This window comes from Luteitalea sp., assembly GCF_022842525.1.
In the GTDB taxonomy this organism is placed as follows: Bacteria; Acidobacteriota; Vicinamibacteria; order Vicinamibacterales; family Vicinamibacteraceae; genus Luteitalea.
In genome coordinates, this window is sequence record NZ_JALHPM010000133.1 from 1 (window position 1) to 18,813 (window position 18,813).

Annotated in this window: 19 protein-coding genes and 1 pseudogene; all 20 read right to left on the minus strand. The window is 69.8% G+C overall.

Features of this window, described 5'->3' with window-relative positions; genetic code table 11:
- A pseudogene (locus tag Q0C41_RS21780) lies at positions 1-278 on the minus strand (phosphate--acyl-ACP acyltransferase); the annotation flags it as partial.
- Between the two features lie 66 nt (positions 279-344).
- The gene (rpmF, locus tag Q0C41_RS21785) at positions 345-530 is read right to left on the minus strand and encodes a 50S ribosomal protein L32 (RefSeq protein WP_291987452.1); all 186 of its coding nucleotides are present in this window, start codon (positions 528-530) and stop codon (positions 345-347) included.
- A gap of 6 nt (positions 531-536) precedes the next feature.
- Positions 537-1,121: a DUF177 domain-containing protein gene (locus tag Q0C41_RS21790; protein ID WP_291987454.1), complete on the minus strand. Its 585-nt coding sequence runs from the start codon at positions 1,119-1,121 to the stop codon at positions 537-539.
- A gap of 58 nt (positions 1,122-1,179) precedes the next feature.
- Positions 1,180-2,232 (minus strand): deoxyguanosinetriphosphate triphosphohydrolase, encoded by a 1,053-nt coding sequence (locus Q0C41_RS21795; protein ID WP_291987455.1) that lies wholly within the window; start codon positions 2,230-2,232, stop codon positions 1,180-1,182.
- Positions 2,229-3,428, minus strand: a complete 1,200-nt coding sequence (locus Q0C41_RS21800; protein ID WP_291987456.1) for a phosphopentomutase — start codon at positions 3,426-3,428, stop codon at positions 2,229-2,231. The genes Q0C41_RS21795 and Q0C41_RS21800 overlap by 4 nt, the downstream gene beginning before the upstream one ends.
- 10 nt (positions 3,429-3,438) lie before the next feature.
- Positions 3,439-3,705 carry an RNA chaperone Hfq gene (gene hfq, locus Q0C41_RS21805; RefSeq protein WP_291987457.1) on the minus strand — a complete coding sequence of 89 codons (267 nt, stop codon included), beginning with the start codon at positions 3,703-3,705 and terminating at the stop codon, positions 3,439-3,441.
- Positions 3,705-4,664, minus strand: coding sequence for a tRNA (adenosine(37)-N6)-dimethylallyltransferase MiaA (gene miaA, locus Q0C41_RS21810; RefSeq protein WP_291987460.1), 960 nt, complete (start codon positions 4,662-4,664; stop codon positions 3,705-3,707). Before miaA ends, hfq begins: the two co-directional genes overlap by 1 nt.
- Positions 4,665-4,712: 48 nt before the next feature.
- Positions 4,713-5,801: a TonB family protein gene (locus Q0C41_RS21815; protein ID WP_291987462.1), complete on the minus strand. Its 1,089-nt coding sequence runs from the start codon at positions 5,799-5,801 to the stop codon at positions 4,713-4,715.
- Positions 5,802-5,883: 82 nt separating this feature from the next.
- Complete coding sequence (gene ubiE / locus Q0C41_RS21820) at positions 5,884-6,636, minus strand: bifunctional demethylmenaquinone methyltransferase/2-methoxy-6-polyprenyl-1,4-benzoquinol methylase UbiE (RefSeq protein WP_291987464.1); 753 nt, start codon at positions 6,634-6,636, stop codon at positions 5,884-5,886.
- Positions 6,633-7,262: a UbiX family flavin prenyltransferase gene (locus Q0C41_RS21825; protein ID WP_291987465.1), complete on the minus strand. Its 630-nt coding sequence runs from the start codon at positions 7,260-7,262 to the stop codon at positions 6,633-6,635. The genes ubiE and Q0C41_RS21825 overlap by 4 nt, the downstream gene beginning before the upstream one ends.
- Positions 7,252-8,112 carry a UbiA-like polyprenyltransferase gene (locus Q0C41_RS21830; RefSeq protein ID WP_291987466.1) on the minus strand — a complete coding sequence of 287 codons (861 nt, stop codon included), beginning with the start codon at positions 8,110-8,112 and terminating at the stop codon, positions 7,252-7,254. The genes Q0C41_RS21825 and Q0C41_RS21830 overlap by 11 nt, the downstream gene beginning before the upstream one ends.
- A 19-nt stretch (positions 8,113-8,131) precedes the next feature.
- A complete protein-coding gene (locus tag Q0C41_RS21835) occupies positions 8,132-9,379 on the minus strand; it encodes an amidohydrolase family protein (RefSeq protein ID WP_291987468.1) in 1,248 nt (415 codons plus the stop codon).
- Between the two features lie 7 nt (positions 9,380-9,386).
- The gene (gene mqnC / locus Q0C41_RS21840) at positions 9,387-10,598 is read right to left on the minus strand and encodes a cyclic dehypoxanthinyl futalosine synthase (protein WP_291987469.1); all 1,212 of its coding nucleotides are present in this window, start codon (positions 10,596-10,598) and stop codon (positions 9,387-9,389) included.
- Entirely contained in the window at positions 10,595-11,482 is an 888-nt protein-coding gene (locus Q0C41_RS21845) for a menaquinone biosynthetic enzyme MqnA/MqnD family protein (RefSeq protein WP_291987470.1), read from the minus strand. Before Q0C41_RS21845 ends, mqnC begins: the two co-directional genes overlap by 4 nt.
- Positions 11,479-12,369: a hypothetical protein gene (locus Q0C41_RS21850; protein ID WP_291987471.1), complete on the minus strand. Its 891-nt coding sequence runs from the start codon at positions 12,367-12,369 to the stop codon at positions 11,479-11,481. The genes Q0C41_RS21845 and Q0C41_RS21850 overlap by 4 nt, the downstream gene beginning before the upstream one ends.
- A gap of 5 nt (positions 12,370-12,374) precedes the next feature.
- A complete protein-coding gene (locus tag Q0C41_RS21855) occupies positions 12,375-13,313 on the minus strand; it encodes a Gfo/Idh/MocA family oxidoreductase (RefSeq protein ID WP_291987472.1) in 939 nt (312 codons plus the stop codon).
- Positions 13,306-14,142, minus strand: a complete 837-nt coding sequence (gene lpxI, locus Q0C41_RS21860; RefSeq protein ID WP_291987473.1) for an LpxI family protein — start codon at positions 14,140-14,142, stop codon at positions 13,306-13,308. Before lpxI ends, Q0C41_RS21855 begins: the two co-directional genes overlap by 8 nt.
- A gap of 5 nt (positions 14,143-14,147) precedes the next feature.
- Positions 14,148-15,404 carry an acyl-ACP--UDP-N-acetylglucosamine O-acyltransferase gene (gene lpxA, locus Q0C41_RS21865; RefSeq protein ID WP_291987474.1) on the minus strand — a complete coding sequence of 419 codons (1,257 nt, stop codon included), beginning with the start codon at positions 15,402-15,404 and terminating at the stop codon, positions 14,148-14,150.
- 84 nt (positions 15,405-15,488) lie between these two features.
- Complete coding sequence (locus Q0C41_RS21870) at positions 15,489-16,097, minus strand: OmpH family outer membrane protein (RefSeq protein ID WP_291987475.1); 609 nt, start codon at positions 16,095-16,097, stop codon at positions 15,489-15,491.
- 80 nt (positions 16,098-16,177) lie between these two features.
- Positions 16,178-18,813 (minus strand): outer membrane protein assembly factor BamA (bamA, locus tag Q0C41_RS21875; RefSeq protein ID WP_291987476.1); only part of this gene is annotated, 2,636 nt, incomplete at its 5' end.

The window sequence follows — 18,813 nt, forward strand, 5'->3', positions numbered from 1 at the left end:
GCGCCGTCGGCCACCGCCTCGGCCGCCACGCGCACGGAGGCACCGGGCCGTCGCCGCACCGCCAGCGCCGGCTCGCCCATCCCGATCACGTCGGGCGCGTCGAGAATGCTGATGGAAAGGCCGTCGACTTCAGGGAACCGGGCCAGCTCGTCCTCGAGCACGGCACGCGCCCCCACCAGGAGCAGCGCGAGGCCGTCTTCGCGAGCGGCCGCGACCGCGCCATGCACGACGGTGCGAGGGGCGTCATCGCCCCCCATGGCATCCACCGCAATGCGCATCCGCCTACGCCCCGCCTTCGCCACGGCTGCGGCGCGACACGTCCCGCGTCACGCGAAGCGCCGGACTCAGGCTTCCTCGGTGACCGGGCGCACCTGGCGACCGCGGTAGTACCCGCAGCTGGTGCACACCACGTGGGGCGGCTTGAGCTCGCTGCACTGGGGGCAGGGCCCGAGGGCGACCGGCTTGAGGGCGTCGTGCGTACGGCGCTTGCTCGTACGGCTCTTCGAATGACGTCGCTTGGGATTCGGCATGACTGGTTACTCGCGCGGGGCCTGAGGGCCCGCGTCCTTCAGGAGGGACTTCAGACCCGCCAACCGCGGATCCTCCCACCGGTTCTCACACGTGCACGTGGTCACATTGCGGTTGCTGCCGCACTGGACGCACAGACCCTGGCACTCCGGCCGACACAGCGGCTTCATCGGCATGGCCAGGTAACACTGCTCCCGCGCCACCTGCGCGAGGTCGATCCGTGGCTCGTCGTACAGCACGATCGACGGATCCTCGTCGTTCATCTCACGGCCATCGTCGTCATCGTCGGACACCGCCGACGGCGAGGGACGGACATGAGCCTTCTCGACCGCCACCGGCACGAACCGCAAGTCCACCGGCACATCGACCGCGAAGTCGACCGGGTCAGTGCACCGCGCGCACGTCAACGACAGGTGCGCCTGCAGCTGACCGCGGAGCTGGTAGGTCTCGGCGCTGCCCCGCTCGACATCGCCCTCGAAGTGGACCGGCCCCCCGACGACGAAGTCCTCGGCGGGCGCGTCGAGCGCCGCGGCGGGGATGTCCGCGACGACAGGAACACGGTCGGCGGCGAGGGTCGTGAGGTCGATCACCATGGCTGGGCAGCACAGCGCCAGTCCAGGGGACCCGCGCGAACGTTCAAGGATAGCAGACTCAGGCCCGGGGCGCCTCGATCCACGGGCGAGGAATGTACAACTCCTCGAACAACCGGACGGCATAGCGGTCCGTCATCCCGGCGAGAAAGTCCCGCGCGGCCGCGTCCAGCCCCTCCCGCTCGAGGGTCCGGACGTCGAGCCAGGTCGCCGGCTGCTCCCGCACCTTCTCCCACAACCCGCCCAGAATCCCGGTGGCCTTGGCGAACTCGGCCGTCGCGACCTCGTTCTCGTAGACGTGCGCGAACATGAACGCCCGGAGATCCAGCAGCGCCTGCAGCACCGGCTCGCTCATCCGCAGCGACTCCAGCCCGCAGGCCAGACTCTGCTCGACCACGTCGGTCACCATCACCCCGATCCGGTCCGAGGAGGTCTCCCCCAGCACCTCGGCGGCCGACCGCGGCAGGTCGCGCGGGTCGAGCACGCCCGCCCGCACCGCATCGTCGATGTCGTGATTGACGTACGCGATGATGTCCGCCACTCGCGCGATCTGCGCCTCGAGCGTCGCCGCCCGCTCCGACGCCGGGACGTTGATCGGCAGCCCGTACTTGCCCTTCGAGTGCGTGGAGATGCCCTGTCGCACCTCGAAGGTGAGGTTCAACCCCTCCCCGCCGTGCTGTTCCAGCACCTCGACGATGCGGAGGCTCTGCGTCGCGTGGGAGAACCCGCCAGGCACCAGCTTGTCGAGCACCCGCTCTCCCGCGTGCCCGAACGGGGTGTGACCGAGGTCGTGCGCCAGCGTGATGGCCTCGGTCAGCTCCTCGTGCAGTCGCAGCACCTTGGCGAGCGTGCGCGCGATCTGCGACACCTCGAGCGTGTGGGTGAGGCGGGTGCGGTAGTGGTCGCCGGCCGGGGAGAAGAAGACCTGCGTCTTGTGCTTCAGGCGGCGGAACGCCTTCGAGTGCACCACGCGGTCGCGATCGCGCTGGAAGGCCGGACGGATCGGATCCTCGGCCTCCGGGCGCGCGCGTCCCTGCGTGGCGTCGCTGAACATCGCCTGCGGGACGAGCATCGCCCGTTCGCGGGCTTCGAGCTGCTGACGGATGGTGGTCATGCGGACGGGTGGGGCTCGGCGGGGCCGCCGAGGGCCTCGAGGAAGCTCGTGCCGTGGTCCAGCGGTCCCACGCCGAAGTTGACGGCCACCGTCTGCCCCAGATCGGCAAACGTCGCGCGCGTGCCCAGACTGACACCCGCCGCCACGCGCGCCCCGGTGGCCAGCAGCGGCACGTACTCGCGCGAATGATCGGTGCTGGGCGTGGTCGGGTCGTTGCCGTGGTCGGCGGTGATCAGCAGGAGGTCGGTGGCGCGCAGATGCGGCAGCAGGTCCGCCAGCCGGGCGTCGAACCGCTCAAGGTTGCGGGCGTATCCCTCGACGTTGTTGCGATGGCCGTACAGGGCGTCGAAGTCGACGAGGTTGGCCCAGATCAGCCCGCGCGGCACGTCTCGCATGGCCTCCTCCACCCGGTCCATCCCCTCGTCATCCGATCCGGTGGCCAGATGGCGGGCGATGCCGCGGCCGGCGAACAGGTCCTTGATCTTGCCGACCGCGACCACCGGATGCCCCGCGTCCGTCAGGCGATCCAGCAGGGTCGGCGCCGGCGGATCCAGCGCGTAGTCGTGCCGGTGACTCGTGCGCCGGAAGGCGCCGAGCTCGCCGACGAACGGCCGCGCGATGACGCGGCCCACGCCCATCCCGCGACTCACCAGGTCGTACGCCACCTCGCACCAGCGATACAGCTCGGCCACCGGCACGATGTCCTCGTGGGCGGCGATCTGGAAGACGCTGTCTGCCGAGGTGTAGACGATCGGCGCACCCGTGCGCAGGTGCTCCGCGCCGAAGCGCTCGATCACCTCGGTGCCGGACGCGACGACATTACCGATCGCCGGGCGCCCGATGCCACGCGCGAACGCCGCCATCAGCTCCGGGGGAAAGCCGTGCGGGAAGGTCGGGAACGCCTCCGTGAGCACGAGCCCCGCCATCTCCCAGTGGCCGGTCACGGAGTCCTTGCCAGCGGAGGCCTCCGCCATGCGTCCCCACGCGCCCGCCGCCTGGCCCGCCGGCGGCCCGAGCGCCGGCACGAGTCGGTCGAGACCGAGATGCCGCAACGTCGGCAGGTGCAGGGGGACGCGCCGCGCGATGTTGCCGAGCGTGTCGCTGCCCGCGTCGCCGTACCGGGCGGCGTCGGGCAGTTCGCCGATGCCGACGCTGTCGAGCACGATGGCGACGATCCGCTCGAAGCGGAGCCCCATGATCGCGATCTCAGGCCTCGTGCGTCGCCGACGAGAAGTAGTTGGGGACCGAGCGGTTCGACCGGATGGTCGCGATGGCGTGCTTGAACACCATGTGGTCGACGCCCTCGTGGTCGATCACCAGGGCGAAGCGATCGAAGTTCTTGATGCGCCCCTCGAGCACCTGGCCGTCCATCAACCGAATCTGGACGACGAGCCGCTCGCGTCGCGCCGAGTTCAGGAAGACGTCCTGGATGTTGGGCGGCGCTGACGGCTTGGACTCGCGGTGGGATGGCATCAGCGGCAGACTCCGTGGGCCTCGATCAGGGCGCGGGCCGCGTCGAACGTGTCGTCGCGTTCACCGGCGCCGTTCAACCATATCACTCTCGGTTCCTTCCTGAACCAGATCAGCTGACGACGCGCGTAGTGCCTGTTCTCGCGCACGATCAGCGCGCGTGTCTCGGCATCGTCACGCACGCCATCGAGCATCTCCAGGATCTGCCGGTACACGAGCCCGCCGAACGGATTGGCGTCACGCGGGATGCCTGCCGCGAGGTTGTCGTGCACCTCCTGCACGACGCCGCGCTGCCACTGCGCGTCGACGCGCCGCGCCACCCGCGCCGCGATGTCCTCCGAGGGCAACCGCAGGCCGACCACGCACACGTCGTACTCGGGCAGGGGCGGCCGCGTCTCGGCAAAGTGCGCCGACAGGGTCTGCCCGGTCAGCAGCCACACTTCGAGCGCCCGGATCAGGCGCTTCTCGTCGCGCGGCATGATCCGCGCCGCCGATGGCGGGTCGACACGATGCAGAATCCGGTGCAGGTGCTCGACCCCATGACGCACCGCCCGCGCGTGCAGGCGGGCCCGCACGGCATCGTCGCGGCCGGGCCCGTCGAACAGGCCCTCGATCAGCGCGCGGAAGTAGAAGCCGGTGCCGCCCACCAGCACCGGCAGGCGGCCACGCGCCGAGATCTCGCGGATGCGCGTCGCCGCGTCACGGGCGTACTGGGCCGCCGAGTACACCGCTGTCGGCTCCACGACGTCGACGAGGTGGTGCGGGATGCCGCCCTGTTCCTCCACCGGCACCTTGTCGGTGCCGATGTCGAAGCGGCGATAGACGGCCGTCGAGTCGCAGTTGACGACCTCGCCCCCGTACGTGCGGGCCAGACGGATCCCCAGCGCGCTCTTGCCGGTGGCGGTGGGCCCGAGCACGGCCACGAGAAGGGGCCGCCCGGACGCTGAACGAGGCACGGTCACGTCGACGCCCCTAGAGGGCCGCCGCGCCGCTCATGTGCGCGTCGCCGGTCACTGTGAAGGAGGCTGCTCGTTGTAGTAGAAGGTCACGGTGAAGAAGGCCGTCGGCGAGGGGTACTCCGGCGGCAGCGGCGTGGTCGGATTGGACCACTGCAGCGAGTTGGCAGCGGCCCGGTCGAAGGCATCGATGCCTGACGGCTGCTTGATCGCCACATCGGTGATGCGTCCGTCCTTGTGGACGTTGAAGGTCACGACGACGTGACCGCGCATGACCATGGCCGCTTCGGGAATCAGCCAGTTGCGCTTGATCTGCGCCACGAAGCGGCGAATCCAGGGGCCGAACTCGACGCCCTTGGTGTCGAACTGGATGTAGGGACCGAAGGGGGAATTGCCGCCGTTGGGATTGTTGAAGGCCTCGTTCTGGACGTACTTCTCGAGGTTCTTCAGCGCCTGCCCGAGCGATCCCCCGGGAGGACGCGCCGCCGGACTGGCCGAGGCCGGCGTGTTGCGGGCCTGCGGATTGGCCACGACCCCGGTGTCCCCGCGCGCCAGCAGACCACTCTGCCCGTCGCGGACGTTGACGCCCTGGTTGGTGGCCGGCGTCTGTGAGGCGGGCGTCGGCTGATTCTGCGGAGGCGTCGGCTGGGCGGCGCGGGCCTGCTGGGCCTGCATCTCGCGCAGCGACTCGGAGGGATCCGGCGCCGGCCCCCGGCCCTTCGCCAGGTCCTTCTGCGTCTGCTTCTCGACGAACTCCAGCGAGTTGCCCCGCGAGAACGGCTGGCTGTTGCTCGCGTCGGGCGCCCGCTGCGTGGTCTGCGAGACACGGTCCTGATCGGCCAGCGACGCGGTGTCCTTCGGCTTGGCCGCCTGCATGTCGATGCGCGGCTGCACGTACACGAAGCGGGGGCGCTGCTGCTGTTGCTGCTGCATCGCCAGCGCCTGCTGCCGCTCGATTTCCTGTTGCTGCTGCTGCGCCTGCTGGGCCAGGTATTCCTTGATGAACGGCAGCCGCGGCCCGAACAGGAGGAGGGCGAAGATCGCGGCATGCAGGAACACCGAGGTCATCACGGCCTCGCGCCGTGACATGGCCGCGTCTATCGTCGGCGGCTCGGGTCGGTGGTCCTCGAAATCGATGTACATCCGGTCTCTTCAGTATAGGGGGGCCGCGCGGAGAATGCAGGGGCCGCGAGCGGCACGGGCGCGTTCGGGAACGCGCCGCTCCCTAGGCCGGCCGCTCGGCAACGTACAGATAGACGACGCCGAAGGTCAAAGGGACGGCCTCGCAGCGCGTCAGCCCGGCGGCCTGGAGCTGGGCCACGAACTCGGACGGGGGCGTGAAGCTCTCGACCGAGGCGGGCAGGTAGGCATAGGCCTCGCCGTGCCGGGACACCAGACGGCCCAGCCGTGGCAGCACGTTGCGGAAGTACCAGAGGTAGGCGGCCCGGACGAGCGGCTGCTGCGGGGTCGAGAACTCGAGGATGGCCAGGCGACCGCCGGGCTTCAGCACCCGCGCCACCTCGCGCAGGGCCACCGAGGCGTCCTGCACGTTGCGGATCCCGAAGGCGATGGTGACGGCATCCATCGACGCCGTCGCGGCCGGGAGCCGCATGGCATCCCCCCTGACCAGCGGGATCACCCGGGCCCGCCCCTCGCCCCGGAGCTTGCGCTGGCCGACCTTGAGCATCTCGGCCGAGAAATCGATGCCGAGCACCCGTCGAGCCAGGCCCCGCCTGACCATCGTCCTGGCGACGTCGCACGTCCCCGTGCAGAGGTCGAGCACCTGTTCCCGACCGGTCAGCCGCAGGCGCCGCACCGCCCGCCAGCGCCAGTAGAGGTCCTGCCCGCCACTGAGGACGTGGTTGAGCAGGTCGTACCGCCCGGCGATGGCGTCGAACATGCCGGCGATCTTCGCGGGCGCCTTGCCGGTGTCCGGTGTCAGGCCGCCGTAGGTCGGCCCCGGGTCGAGCGCGGTCATGCGCGGTCCGCCTGCGGGTCCCACAGCGGATAGAGCTGGTGGTCGATGTGGAGCAGCGACAGAATCCGGCCGGCCATGAAGTCGGCCAGATCGGCAATGGTCTGCGGGCGCTGATAGAACCCCGGCATCGCCGGCACCACCACCGCGCCGGCCTCGGCACACGACACCATGTTCTTCAGCTGCGGCAGGCTCATCGGCGTCTCGCGCGGCACGATGATCAGCGGTCGACGCTCCTTCAGCATGACGTCGGCGGCACGCTCCACCAGAGACCGCGACAGCCCGTGGGCGATGGCGGCCATCGTCTTCATCGAGCAGGGCACGATGACCATCGCGTCGGCCCCCTTGCTGCCGCTGGCGATGCGCGCGCCGAGATCCTTGTTGCTGTGCAGGACCCACCCGCCGCGCCGCACCCCCTCGCCCCAGGTCTCCTCGAGGTACGCCTGCAGGCGATCGACCTTGGCCGCGGGGCCGAGCTCGTCGATGAGCAGGCGCCGCCCGTACTCGGTGATGACCAGGTCGACGTGCTGCCCGTGCTGCAGCAGCGCCGACAACGTGCGCATCGCGTAGAGCGCCCCACTGGCCCCGGTGACCGCAAGAACGATGCGGCGAGGCGTGTCAACTGACATAGATGCTCAATCCCGTCGTGGCCAGATACAACAACCCCACCCATCCGTTCATGTCGAAGGCGCGCTTGACCTGCGAGAGGTCGGTGGCACTCACGAGCGACTGCTCGAACACGAGCAAGGCCGCGACCAGCGCCACGCCCCCCTGATAGACCGCTCCGAGCCCGGCCACGATCCCGAGGACGACCAGACTGGCGATCGTGACGACATGCAGCGCGCGCGAGATCGCGATGGACGTCGCCACGCCGAAGCGCACCGGAATCGACCGCAACCCGTGCGCGCGATCGAAGTCCAGATCCTGGCACGCATACAGCACGTCGAACCCGCCGACCCACGTCCCGATGGCCAGGCCGAGCAGCACGGGCTGCCAGGACATGCCGCCGCCGGACGCGATCCACCCGCCGACCGGCGCCACCGCCATCGCCAGCCCCAGGAAGAACTGCGTGGCCCACGTGAAGCGCTTGGCGAGCGAGTACCAGAACACGATCGCCAGCGCGACCGGCGCCAGCGCCAGGCACAGCGTGCTGATCTGGCCGCAGACCACGACAAACGCCACGCTGGAGACGACGAGAAAGATCGACGCCTCCAATCGCGACATCGCGCCGCGGGGGATCTCGCGCTGCGCCGTCCGCGGATTGAGGGCGTCGTAGTGCGCGTCCACGAGGCGGTTGAACGCCATCGCCGCGCTCCGGGCCGCGACCATCGCCGCCACGATCCACCCCACACGTCCCCACGTCATCGCCACGGTCCGGCTCGCCAGCAGCGCCCCGACCAGCGCGAACGGCAGCGCGAACACGGTATGGCTGAAGCGCACGAACGCGAGGTAGGTGCGGAGGCGGGAGAGGAAGGGCATCAGGGCTCAGGGCTCAGGCTCAGAGCAAATCGTCGAGCCACCGCAGGTCGGACGTATCGGACGCCTCGGCCACCAACCATTCTTCCACGTCCGTGACCGCCGGTGGCGGCACCCGGACGACGGCACGGCTGGTGGCGCCCGGTGCCAGGACTCCGAGAGCGTCGCAGCCCAGCGCTCTGGCGCCGCCGAGCGTGGCGGCGCGCAGCAACGATCGGGCCGGCACGTCCGGGGCGAGGTCGCGCAGCGCCTGCAGTTCCGCGAACAGGTTGAGGTCGGCCACGCTGGCCAGGCTGTCGGTGCCGATGGCGACCGCCCCCCCGGAGGCGAACACCTCGCTCACGGAAGGGACGCCTGCGCCGACCCATCGGTTGCTGCGGGCACAGAGCACGAGCGTCGCGCCAGTCGAGGCCAGCATCCGGAGTTCTTCGCGGCGCAACTGTGTGCCGTGCACGACCAGCAGTCCATGGTGGAGGACCCCCAACTGCGCGAGGTAGGCCACGGGCCCGACGCCGGGCGTGGGCCAGGTGCCGTCCCACGCGCCTCGATCGGCCGCCAGGTCGCGCAGGGGGCCCTGCCCCGTGGCCAGGAACACGAGTTCTTCCGTCGACTCGGCCAGATGGATGGACGAGACGGCACGGGCCGGCTCGTAGCCACTGGCCAGCCCGCGGATCAGGTCCGACGACGTGGAGTACGGCGCGTGCGGGGCGCATGAGGGCGACAGCCGCGTGTTGCCCGCCGCGCACAGGGTGTGATGCGTCCGGCGCACCGCCAGCCGTGTCTCCTCGAGCAGGCGGGTGGCGTCGGCCGGGCGAAGACCGAGGGCCTCCCGGAAATGCACGCCCCACAGCGACGAGGCCGCCAGCGGCGAGACCGACGCGTCGGTGTTGCCGATGTCGCCGACGCCCAGCGTGCCGGTCGCCTCCATCGACGCGATCGCCTCCCTGGCGGCGCCGATCACGGCGGCCGGAGCGGCAGGCGTGCCGAACCGTACGGCGAGCATGGCCCGCACCCACGCCACGAAGCTGTCGGCTGGCGGGACCTGTCCCGCCAGGTGCGAGAGTTCGAGATGCGTGTGGGCGTTGACGAGGCCGGGGAGGATCACGGCCTCACTGAGGTCGAGCAGGCGATCGGCCTGCCGCTCCGACGGCGCCTCCGCTGCCCCGACGCCGACGATGTCGCCACGCGCCGTGTCGACGTCCATCCAGCCGTGGCGCAGCACCGGCGCCGCGATCGGCACGAGCCACCCGGCGTGGACCCGGACGATCATCGCCCGCTCAACTCGGCGACTGCGCGCGCTGCTCGCGACCGGCGCGGGTGCGCGCTTCGTACGCCGCGAGTTCGGCCGGCATCAGATCGGCGCCGTCGCGCTTGGCGACGTCGAGCGACAGCCGACGCGGCACCGCGCGCTCCAGGAACACCGGCGGCCCCACCAGGTCGTAATGCATCGTCCGCCGCATCGGCGTGAAGCCGGCGTTCTCGATGTTGCGCACGATCTCGACTTCGTCCATGCAGAAGCTCGCCCCGGCCGCGCGGACGACGTTCTCCTCGATCATGACCGAGCCCATGTCGTTGGCACCGAAGGCGAGACTGAGCTGCCCGACCTTGCCGCCCTGCGTGACCCACGACGCCTGCAGGTTGTCGAAGTTGTCGAGGACGATGCGCGACAGGGCGAGCGTGCGGAGATACTCGACCCCCGTCAGTTCGACGCCTGCCAGTTCGGTGTGATCGGGCTGATAGCTCCACGTGATGAAGGCCGTGAAGCCATGCGTCTCGTCCTGCAGCGCGCGCAGCCGCATCATGTGCTCGATGCGCTCCTCGGGGGTCTCGACGCTGCCGTACATCATGGTGGCGGTCGTGCGCAGTCCCTGCAGGTGTACTTCACGCATCACGCCGAGCCATTCGTCGGCCGTGGCCTTGCCGTAGCAGTTGAGCAGCTTGCGGACGCGATCGACGAGGATCTCGGCCCCGCCTCCCGGCACGCTGTCGAGACCAGCGGCGATCAACCGCGAGACGACCTCGGGCACCGGCAGCTTCGACATCCGCGAGATGTGCAGGATTTCTGGCGGCGACAGCGCGTGCAGGCGGAACGTCGGGTAGGCGCCCTTCACGGCGCGAAACAGGTCCTCGTACCACGCGAGCGGCAGGTCCGGGTTGTGTCCGCCCTGCAGGAGCAGCTGACTGCCGCCGACGCTGATGGTCTCGTCGATCTTGGCAAACAGCTCTTCCCGGGACAGGACGTAGCCGTCGGGACTGCCCACGGTGCGATAGAACGCGCAGAAGTTGCAGCGCGCCACGCAGACGTTCGTGTAGTTGACGTTGCGGTCGATGATGTACGTGACCAGACGCTCGGGATGGCGGCGCGCACGGATGCCATCGGCCAGCCGGCCGAGTTGCCACGTGCTCGCCTCGCGGTAGAGCGTCAGCGCCTCGTCGGCGTCGATCCGCTCCCCTCTCGTCACCTTCGCTGCAATTGCATCCACGGTCATCTGTCGGTCCGATTCTCGTCAGCGCTCATCTGGATCTCGGGTCTGGATCTCGGGTCAGGCCCTGGCCCGGGGCCGGCACTCACCGGCAGCAGCGCGTCGATGGCGCGCAACACCTCGGGGCGATCCGGGGCCCAGCCGTCCTGCATCGCCAGGCCGAGATACCGGGACAGGCCGCGCACGGCGCGCTCGTCCAGATCGTAGCGGATGTTCTGGCGCAGGTACTGCTCGAGCCGGGCCGCCTCGACGGCGTCTCCGCCAGCCTCCGCCGCGGCCAGCGACGCGATGGCACGCTGCCCGTCGTCTCGGGCCGCTTGCAGACGCCCGACCAGCCCAGGCGTCAACAGCCCGGGACGCACGGCCCAGACCGCGAACACGAACGGCAGGCCGGTCATCGCCTTCCAGGCCGCGCCCAGATCGACCTTCTGGGCACCGAACGCCTCCCAGGGCGCCCGCAGGGCCGGGTCCCCGATCAGCAGCGCCGCGTCGGCGGTGTCGAGCATCGCCGCGAGATCGGGGGCGGCGTCCACGAACGCCGGCGTGATGCCGAAATGATGTCGGCACAACACGCGCAGCAGCGCCACCGAACTGCGGGAGCTGACGTCGAGCGCGATGCGCCGGACCTGCGCCAGCGGCACCCGCGTGAACAGCGCGACCGAGTTGACCGGGCCATCGCAGCCGATCGCCAGGCCGGGCACGATGTCGTAGGTCACCGGCCCACGCAGGAGTTCGATGACCGGCACCAGGCCGAGATCGATCTCCCCCGCGTGCAGCAGACGGGCGCACTCGGACGGCACGTCGGCCCGCAGCGCGACGTCGGCGGCCTCGGCCAGGGTGGCGTAGAGCGGTCGGGCATTGAGAAAGCCGACCGCGCCGATGCGGATCACGCGCGGCGCTCCGCAAACGCGCCGTCACGCTCCACGACGTCGAGTGACGCGGCCTGCAGGTTGCGGCGCACCTCCTCGAGGATGGCGCGGCGCGGACCGTGCGGCATGGCGTCGCGGGCGGGGACCGCGTCGATGTCGTTGGCGCCGAACAGCAGGCACGACTGCGAGAGCTTGGCGCCCATCCGCGTCCAGTGCGCCTGCACGTGGGTCACGTTGTCGAGCACGAGCCGCGCCAGCGCAACGTGCCGCATGTCGTCGTACCCCGTGGTCGGCTGCTCGGCCGAGACCTCCACCGGCAGCGGCGCGCACGCGCGCACGACGCCGGTCGCCGCCTGCCACGCCCGCAGCTGCTCGAGCTGATCGAGCAGCACGTCGTCGTCGGACGGCACGCCGACGGTGACCGTCTGGAGGACGAGGCCGGCGTCAGCCACCGCGCGCAGCTGCTCGAGGTCCAGCCGATCGAGCCGGGCCGTCGCCACGGCATCCAGACCCGCGGCGCGCAGTGCCCCCAGCGTCGCCGCCAGCGATCCGCCCCAGTGGACGAGCGCATCGAGTGCCCACCCGGACAGCGGCACCGCGGTCGTGGCGCGGACGGCGCGCACCGCTGCGACGGCGGCCTCGAGCGAGACGGGGGTGCCCATGAACCGCACCTCACCGGCCTCCGCCGGCACCTCGACCGCCGCATCCTCCGGACGCCCCGTCACATCGATCGTCTCGATGCGCACGAAGGTGCCGCGGCCACCATGCAGGCGGGTGCGGACATCGGCCGCGAGCATGCCGAGGCCGATCAGATCGCGGCTGTGCGCGAGGGCACGCAACTGCGTGCCGGAGAGGGCGGTACCGGCCGCGAGGGCCTCGGTCAGCTGGTCGAAATCCACGGCCACCATGGCAATCATTCCTGGGTCATCTGATCGTTGATGCGCTGCGCCAGCGCGAGCGCCCGGCGGCCCTGCGCGCCATCCACACGGGGCGCTCGGCCGTCGCGAATCGCCGCGACGAAGTCCTCGAGTTCGCGGCGCAGCGGCTCGGCTTCTGGCACCGGGACCGGGCCGCCCTCGATGGCCGGCCGCGCCCCCTCCACCTTGCGCAGACGCCAGACCTCGAGTTCACGGCTGGCGTAGTCCACCGACACGTAGGCCGAGGGTTCGATGAAACGGACCTTCCGGACGCGGTCCCGACTGATCCGGCTCGCCGTCAGGTTGGCGATGCATCCCCCGGCGAACTTGAGTCGCGCGTTGGCGATGTCCACACGCCCGGTCAACACCGGCACGCCGACCGCCTCGACGCCGATCACCTCTTCCTCGACCACCGACAACAGGACATCGAGGTCGTGAATCATCAGGTCGAAGACGACGTCGATGTCGAGGCTCCGATCCGGGAACGTGCCGAGGCGATGGACCTCGATGAACCGGGGGCGCGTCAGGAACGGCCGCGCGGCGTCCACCGCCGGATTGAACCGCTCGGTGTGCCCCACCGCCAGCACCACCCCCTTCGCCGCGGCCCGGGCCATCAGGTCGTCGGCCTGCGCGAGGGTCGTCGTCATCGGCTTCTCGACCAGCACGTGGATGCCGGCATCGAGCAGCATCGCCGCCAGCGCGTGATGCGCCTCGGTCGGCGACGCGATGGTCACGGCATCGACGCGACCGATGAGCCCGGAGGCATCGGTGAGGTGGCTGGCCGCGCCATGCTGCGCCGCGATCTCCGCCGCGCGGGCCTCGTCCACGTCCACGACGGCCGCGAGGGTCGCCCCCGGCGTATCGCCGAGGATGCGTGCGTGATGGCGTCCGAGCGCCCCGACCCCGACCACTCCGACCCGTACCGCGTCAGCCACGTGCCTGTTCTCCGAGAGGACGCCCGACCAGGGTCACCCTGGCCGCGTCCGCGGCGTCGGCGACGGCCTGACCGTCGAGCACGAGCGTGCGACCGGCGTCGATGGACAGGAGACGGATCCCGGCCTCCTGCAGTACCGCAATCGTGGGCAACCCCACGACCGGCACGTCGAACCGCATGTCCTGCTGCGGCTTCGCTACCTTGATGACGCAGGCGCCGGGGCCCGCGATTCGTCCCGCCCGGCGAATGGTCTCGTCGGTCCCCTCCATCGCCTCCACCGCGACCACTGCCTGGTCCTTGACGACGATGGTCTGGCCGATGTCGAGCCCGGCCACGGCGTCGGCCATCCGGTAGCCGAACGCCAGGTCCGCCCGAGCCGTGTCGTCTGGCGCCGGGCCGGCGAGATGGCCCTCGCGCGCCAGCAGCGGCTGGATGAAGGTGGTGGAGTCGAGCAGTTCGATGCCCTTGCCGCGCATGACGTCGGCGATGGCCGAGATCAGGGCATCGGTCGACTTGGCGCGCAGGCGCATGAGTACCTGCAGGAGCGTCCAGTCGGGCGTGATGTTGGCAAACAGCTTGGCGTGCTTGACCTGCCCGGCCATCACGGCCTGGGCGCAGCCGGCCTGTTGCAGGATCTGGATGCAGGTGCCGAGCTGACCGAGCGACACGGTGTGCAGCGTCGCGCCGACCGCCGCCGCCCGCTGGACGAGGTCGTCGCCGGTCTCTTCCTTGATGGCGACCACGGTGACGGCGTGGCCGAGGGCACGGGCCGCGTCCAGCACGAGCAGGGGAAAGGTGCCGTTGCCGGCAATCAGGCCAATGGACGCCATCGGCGCTACTCGTCCGGAGACACGTCCTCGGGACGACGCGTCGCCCGGCGAAGGATCACGCCGCGCTTCGACTGCCGGATGAAGTCGATGAGGTACTGGACCTCCGCGCAGTGCAGCTCCGGGTCCTTCTCGATTTCGGCCAGCGCGCGCGTGGTGTTGAGGCGCGACACCAGCAGGTAGCGATAGGCGTGTCGCAGGCGCGTGACGGCCTCGGCCGTGAAGCCGCGGCGCAGCAAGCCGATGGTGTTCAGGCCGTAGTTGCGGGCCCGGTTGCCGACGGTCTTGGCAAACGGCAGGGCGTCCTTGGTGACCACCGAGTAGCCGCCGATGAAGGCGTGGCTGCCGATGCGGCAGAACTGATGCACACCGGAGAACGCGCTGATCGTGGCGTAGTCCTCGACGGTGACGTGGCCCCCCAGCGTGGCGCCGTTGCCGAAGATCGTGTGATGCCCGACCTTGCAGTCGTGCGCCACGTGCGAGTACGCCATGAAGAGGTTGTGGTCGCCGATGCGCGTCACGCCACCGCCGCCGTCGGTGCCACGGTGCACCGTGACGAACTCGCGGAAGACGTTGAACTTGCCGATCTCGAGACGGGTCGCCTCGCCGCGGAACTTCGTATCCTGCGGAATCAGCCCGATCGACGCGTACGGGAACACCTCGGTGCCCTCGCCGATCGTCGTCGCGCCGTCGATGATGGCGCCCGCGCCGATCTTGCAGCGGGGGCCGATTTTCACCTGGGGGCCGATCACCGCGTTGGGGGCCACGGTCGTGCCCGCGCCGATCTCCGCCCCCTGCTCGACGACGGCCGTCGGGTGGATGATGGCAGGCTCGGGCTCGATGGCCATGACGAGCGTGCCTTCGGCGACGATCTGATCCTGGACGTAGGCCACGCCACGAACGCGGGCCATGGTGGCGCGGCGACGCTCGATGGTCAGCTCGAGGCGCACACGGTCGCCCGGGCCGACCGGCTTGCGGAACTTGACACCGTCGGCGCCCCGCAGCGAGGCCCGGTGCGGCAGGATCGACCCGTCGGCCATCTGCAGCAGCAGCACGCTCGCGGCCTGGGCCATCGACTCGATCATCAGCACGCCCGGCATGAGCGGCGCCCCGGGAAAGTGCCCCGGAAAGAAGTCCTCGTTGACCGTGACGTTCTTGATCGCGACCAACCGTTCACCCGAGGTGAAGTCGGTGACCGCGTCGACCATCTGCTGCGGAAAGCGCGAACAGAGGCGATCGACTACTGGCGGGAGATGGATGGACACGGAGGACTCGTGGGCAGCCGGGAGGAGGCAGCGCGGCCCGGCGACGATGAACGCCCCGGGCCCCGGCTGCCGCTGGCGGACGACTTACTTGGCCGCGGGTGTGGCGGCGTCGAGCGCGGCGACGACGTCGGCCGTCACGTTGAGGCCGGCATCCACCCAGACCACCCCGGCATCGGCGATGCTGAGGATGAAGTGCAGGTTCTTGGCCTTGGCCACCTGCTCGATCACCGGCAGGAGCTTCTGCTGGAACTGCACCTGCAGTTCCTGCGTGAACTCCTGGATCTCCTTCTGCGCGTCCTGGCTGGCGCGCTGGAGGTCGGTCTGCAGGCGCTCCACTTCCTTGGCCTGGCCGGCCCGAGCGGCCTCGCTCAGCACCGCGCCACCCTGCTCGAGCTTCTGCTGCGCCGACTGGAGCTGCTTCTGCTTGGCTTCGAGCTCGGCGGTGCGCTTGCCCTGGAGATCCTTGATCTTGACGCCGGCCGCCTGGCCCTCGCGGCTCGCCGTCGCGATGGTGTTCAGGTCGACGTAGGCGACCTTCGCATCAGCCGGGAAGGGGCGGGGCGCGGGACGGGCGGCGGGCTGCGCGGCGGCCGGCGCGGCAGGCGCGGGACTCTGGGGCGCAGCAGTTTGAGCGCTGGCAGCAGCGGCCACCAGCAGCAGACACGACACGGACATCGCAATCACGGACTTCATCGACAGCAATCCTTTCGACCCAGCACGGGCGGCCCTCCCGGGGCCGGACCCGCATCATTGAAACACACCCGCGGCTCAGCTCAGAACGTGGACCCCACGGCGAACCGGAACTGGAAGTTGCGGGTCGGGGTGAAGTCGTTCCGCAGCGTCCCTTCTCGCTGAGGGTTGGCAGCAAAGATCAGACGAAACGGCACGTTCAGGACCGGCATGAAGAAACGCACTTCCGCGCCCGTGGAGGTCTTGAACTCGCTCCAGGCGAAGTTCTGCCCGATGTCCCGCACCTGCCCGGCATCGTAGAACAGCACCAGCCGGACGGGACCCGCAACGCTGATCAGGTACTCGCCGTTGAACAGCAGGCTCTTGTTGCCGCCCAGCACGAGGCCGGACCCCGCATCGCGCGGCCCGATGCTCCGGATGTCGAAGCCGCGGACGCTGAACTCGCCGCCCTGCACGAGGCGCTCGAACAGCGGCAGCGGCAGCGTGTCGCCCCACGGCCGGATGTACTCGCCCTCGAAGCGGAACCCGACCGACGTGCGGCGGGTGTGCTGCAGGAACTGCACGTACTCGACCCGCGGCTTGAGGAACTTGGTGTTGCCGCCCAGTCCCGCCAGATCGATCGACGCCGTGAACCGGCGCCCGGTGTTGGGAAAAATCGGATTGTCGACCGTGTTGTGCACGACGCTCGGCACGAACTTGCTGATGGTGCGCGCACCGCCAGGCGTGCACGTCTGGCCGCCCAGCGGGTTCTCCTCGGTCGGGGGCGTCGTGACGCACTGCAGCAGCAGCGAGTCCTGCAGGAACGGATTGCGGCCGATGACGGCGGGGTCGGAGAACCCCTCGTTGAGGTCGCGAATCGTCGTCCGCTCGAACGAATACTGGAGGAACGCGCGCGTGAAGTTGCGCGAGAGCGGGAAGCCCCACACGGTGTTGATGCCCGATGTCTCCTGCGTGAAGGCGCCGATGTACTGGATGGCGCGGCGGGAGATGTCGAGCCCGGCCGTGATCGGGCGGTCGAACAGGTAGGGCTCGGTGAACGCGAGCTGGTAGAACTGGGTGCGCGACCCGGCCGCCAACGATAGCGACAGCGTCTCACCCCGGCCGAGGAAATTGGAGGTGGCGAAGGCCAGCTGGCCGAAGAACCCCTCGAACTGCGACACGCCGGCGCCGAAGGTCAGCTGGTTGCGGTTCTGCTCCTGCAGCGCCAGCGTCACGTCGACCTTGTTCTTCTCGCCCGGCGTCTTCTTGACGTCGATGCCTTCCTGGCCCTCTTCCAGCTGCTTGAAGTAGCCCAGCTGATTGAGGCGGCGCACGCTGTTCTTCAGCGACTCGGTGTTGAAGACGCCCCCCTCGAGCAGATTGAGCTCGCGGCGGATGACGTTGTCCCGGGTCGTCGAGTTGCCCTTGAAGGTGATGCGGTTGATGAAGTACTGCTCCCCCTCCTGCATCCGCATGGTCACGTCGACCACCGGCGGCCCGTTGGGCTCGGCGCCTTCGGGGAGGAACTTCTCCGGGTCGCTCGGGTCGACCATGTCGAGTGGCTTGAGGTCGGGGAACCCCGTGAACTCGAAGTAGCCGCCCGTGCCATACAGCTCGCGCGCCTTCTCGAGCCCCTTGCGGATCTTCTTCTCGGAGTAGTAGTCGCCCGTCTCGAGCTTGAAGATCGGCTGCAGCGCCTCGCCCTTGACGACGGTGTTGCCTTCGAAGGCGAACTTGCCGACGCGATAGCGCCGGCCTTCGCTCACCGGGATGCGCAGCTGCACCTGCCGCGACTTGCCGTCGGCCGAGGTCTCGAGCGTCCGGATCTCCGGCTGGCCGATGCGGGCCGCGATGTAGCCTTCCTCGCGATAGAGCCCGCGGACGTTCTCGGCGTCTTCCTCGAACTTGGCCTGCTGGTAGACGCCCTTGCTGCGGAAGCGGTTGATGAGGGTCCGCTCCTTGTTCTCCTTCATCCGCCGCTTCAGCGCACCGTCACCGATCGCTTCGTTGCCGATGAAGTCGATGTCCTTGATCAGGACCCGCGGGCCATCCGTGATCTGGAACGCCAGGTTGACCAGCTTCGGCCCGCCGGCGATCGGCGTGATCGTGTGGGTCACCTCGCCGTCGATGTAGCCCTTCTCGGCCAGCATCTCCCGGACGACACTCTCGACACGGCGAATCTGCGCCGGGTCGATGAACGAGTCGAGGCGGATGACGTTGTTGATCTCGCGCAGCTTCTCGTCGACCTTGGTCGCCTCGATCTTGTCGCTGCCGACGTACTCGACGATCTTGACCCGCTGCCGCTCCTCGAGCCGGAAGCGGACGTACTTGCCCACCACCCCGTTCGGATACGGCGTGTCGAGGACCTCGACCGCGAGGTCATCCAGGAAACTGGTGGCCCACAGGCGCTTGAAATCCTCGACGAGATCTTTTTCGACCTCGGGCGTGTACGGCACCCAGACGTTCTGGGACGGGCGGCTGCCGCGGGTCTTGATGTAGTACAGGTACGTCTCGAACTCGATCGAGGAGACGTTGCCCTGGGTCGGGAAACAGAGTTCGACGACCCGGAGCACCGGGCCGCTGCCGGCGACCGGCTGCGCCGTGGCACTCGTCGGCGGGATGACCGCACAGGCCCCCTCGGCGTCCAGCACACTCCGCGCAGGCAGATCGGGCGCCGGTGCCGGCGTCGGCTGTCCGGGCGCGGGCGGCACGTCGGGGCCCGGGCGCGGCGGAGCGGCGT

Excerpts from the sequence above, each read along its gene's own strand:
- rpmF (WP_291987452.1), bottom strand. The coding sequence starts at position 530 with ATGCCGAATCCCAAGCGACGTCATTCGAAGAGCCGTACGAGCAAGCGC.
- Q0C41_RS21790 (WP_291987454.1), bottom strand. The coding sequence starts at position 1,121 with ATGGTGATCGACCTCACGACCCTCGCCGCCGACCGTGTTCCTGTCGTC.
- Q0C41_RS21795 (WP_291987455.1), bottom strand. The coding sequence starts at position 2,232 with ATGACCACCATCCGTCAGCAGCTCGAAGCCCGCGAACGGGCGATGCTC.
- Q0C41_RS21800 (WP_291987456.1), bottom strand. The coding sequence starts at position 3,428 with ATGGGGCTCCGCTTCGAGCGGATCGTCGCCATCGTGCTCGACAGCGTC.
- hfq (WP_291987457.1), bottom strand. The coding sequence starts at position 3,705 with ATGCCATCCCACCGCGAGTCCAAGCCGTCAGCGCCGCCCAACATCCAG.
- Q0C41_RS21815 (WP_291987462.1), bottom strand. The coding sequence starts at position 5,801 with ATGTACATCGATTTCGAGGACCACCGACCCGAGCCGCCGACGATAGAC.
- ubiE (WP_291987464.1), bottom strand. The coding sequence starts at position 6,636 with ATGACCGCGCTCGACCCGGGGCCGACCTACGGCGGCCTGACACCGGAC.
- Q0C41_RS21825 (WP_291987465.1), bottom strand. The coding sequence starts at position 7,262 with ATGTCAGTTGACACGCCTCGCCGCATCGTTCTTGCGGTCACCGGGGCC.
- Q0C41_RS21830 (WP_291987466.1), bottom strand. The coding sequence starts at position 8,112 with ATGCCCTTCCTCTCCCGCCTCCGCACCTACCTCGCGTTCGTGCGCTTC.
- Q0C41_RS21835 (WP_291987468.1), bottom strand. The coding sequence starts at position 9,379 with ATGATCGTCCGGGTCCACGCCGGGTGGCTCGTGCCGATCGCGGCGCCG.
- mqnC (WP_291987469.1), bottom strand. The coding sequence starts at position 10,598 with ATGACCGTGGATGCAATTGCAGCGAAGGTGACGAGAGGGGAGCGGATC.
- Q0C41_RS21850 (WP_291987471.1), bottom strand. The coding sequence starts at position 12,369 with ATGGTGGCCGTGGATTTCGACCAGCTGACCGAGGCCCTCGCGGCCGGT.
- lpxI (WP_291987473.1), bottom strand. The coding sequence starts at position 14,142 with ATGGCGTCCATTGGCCTGATTGCCGGCAACGGCACCTTTCCCCTGCTC.
- Q0C41_RS21870 (WP_291987475.1), bottom strand. The coding sequence starts at position 16,097 with ATGAAGTCCGTGATTGCGATGTCCGTGTCGTGTCTGCTGCTGGTGGCC.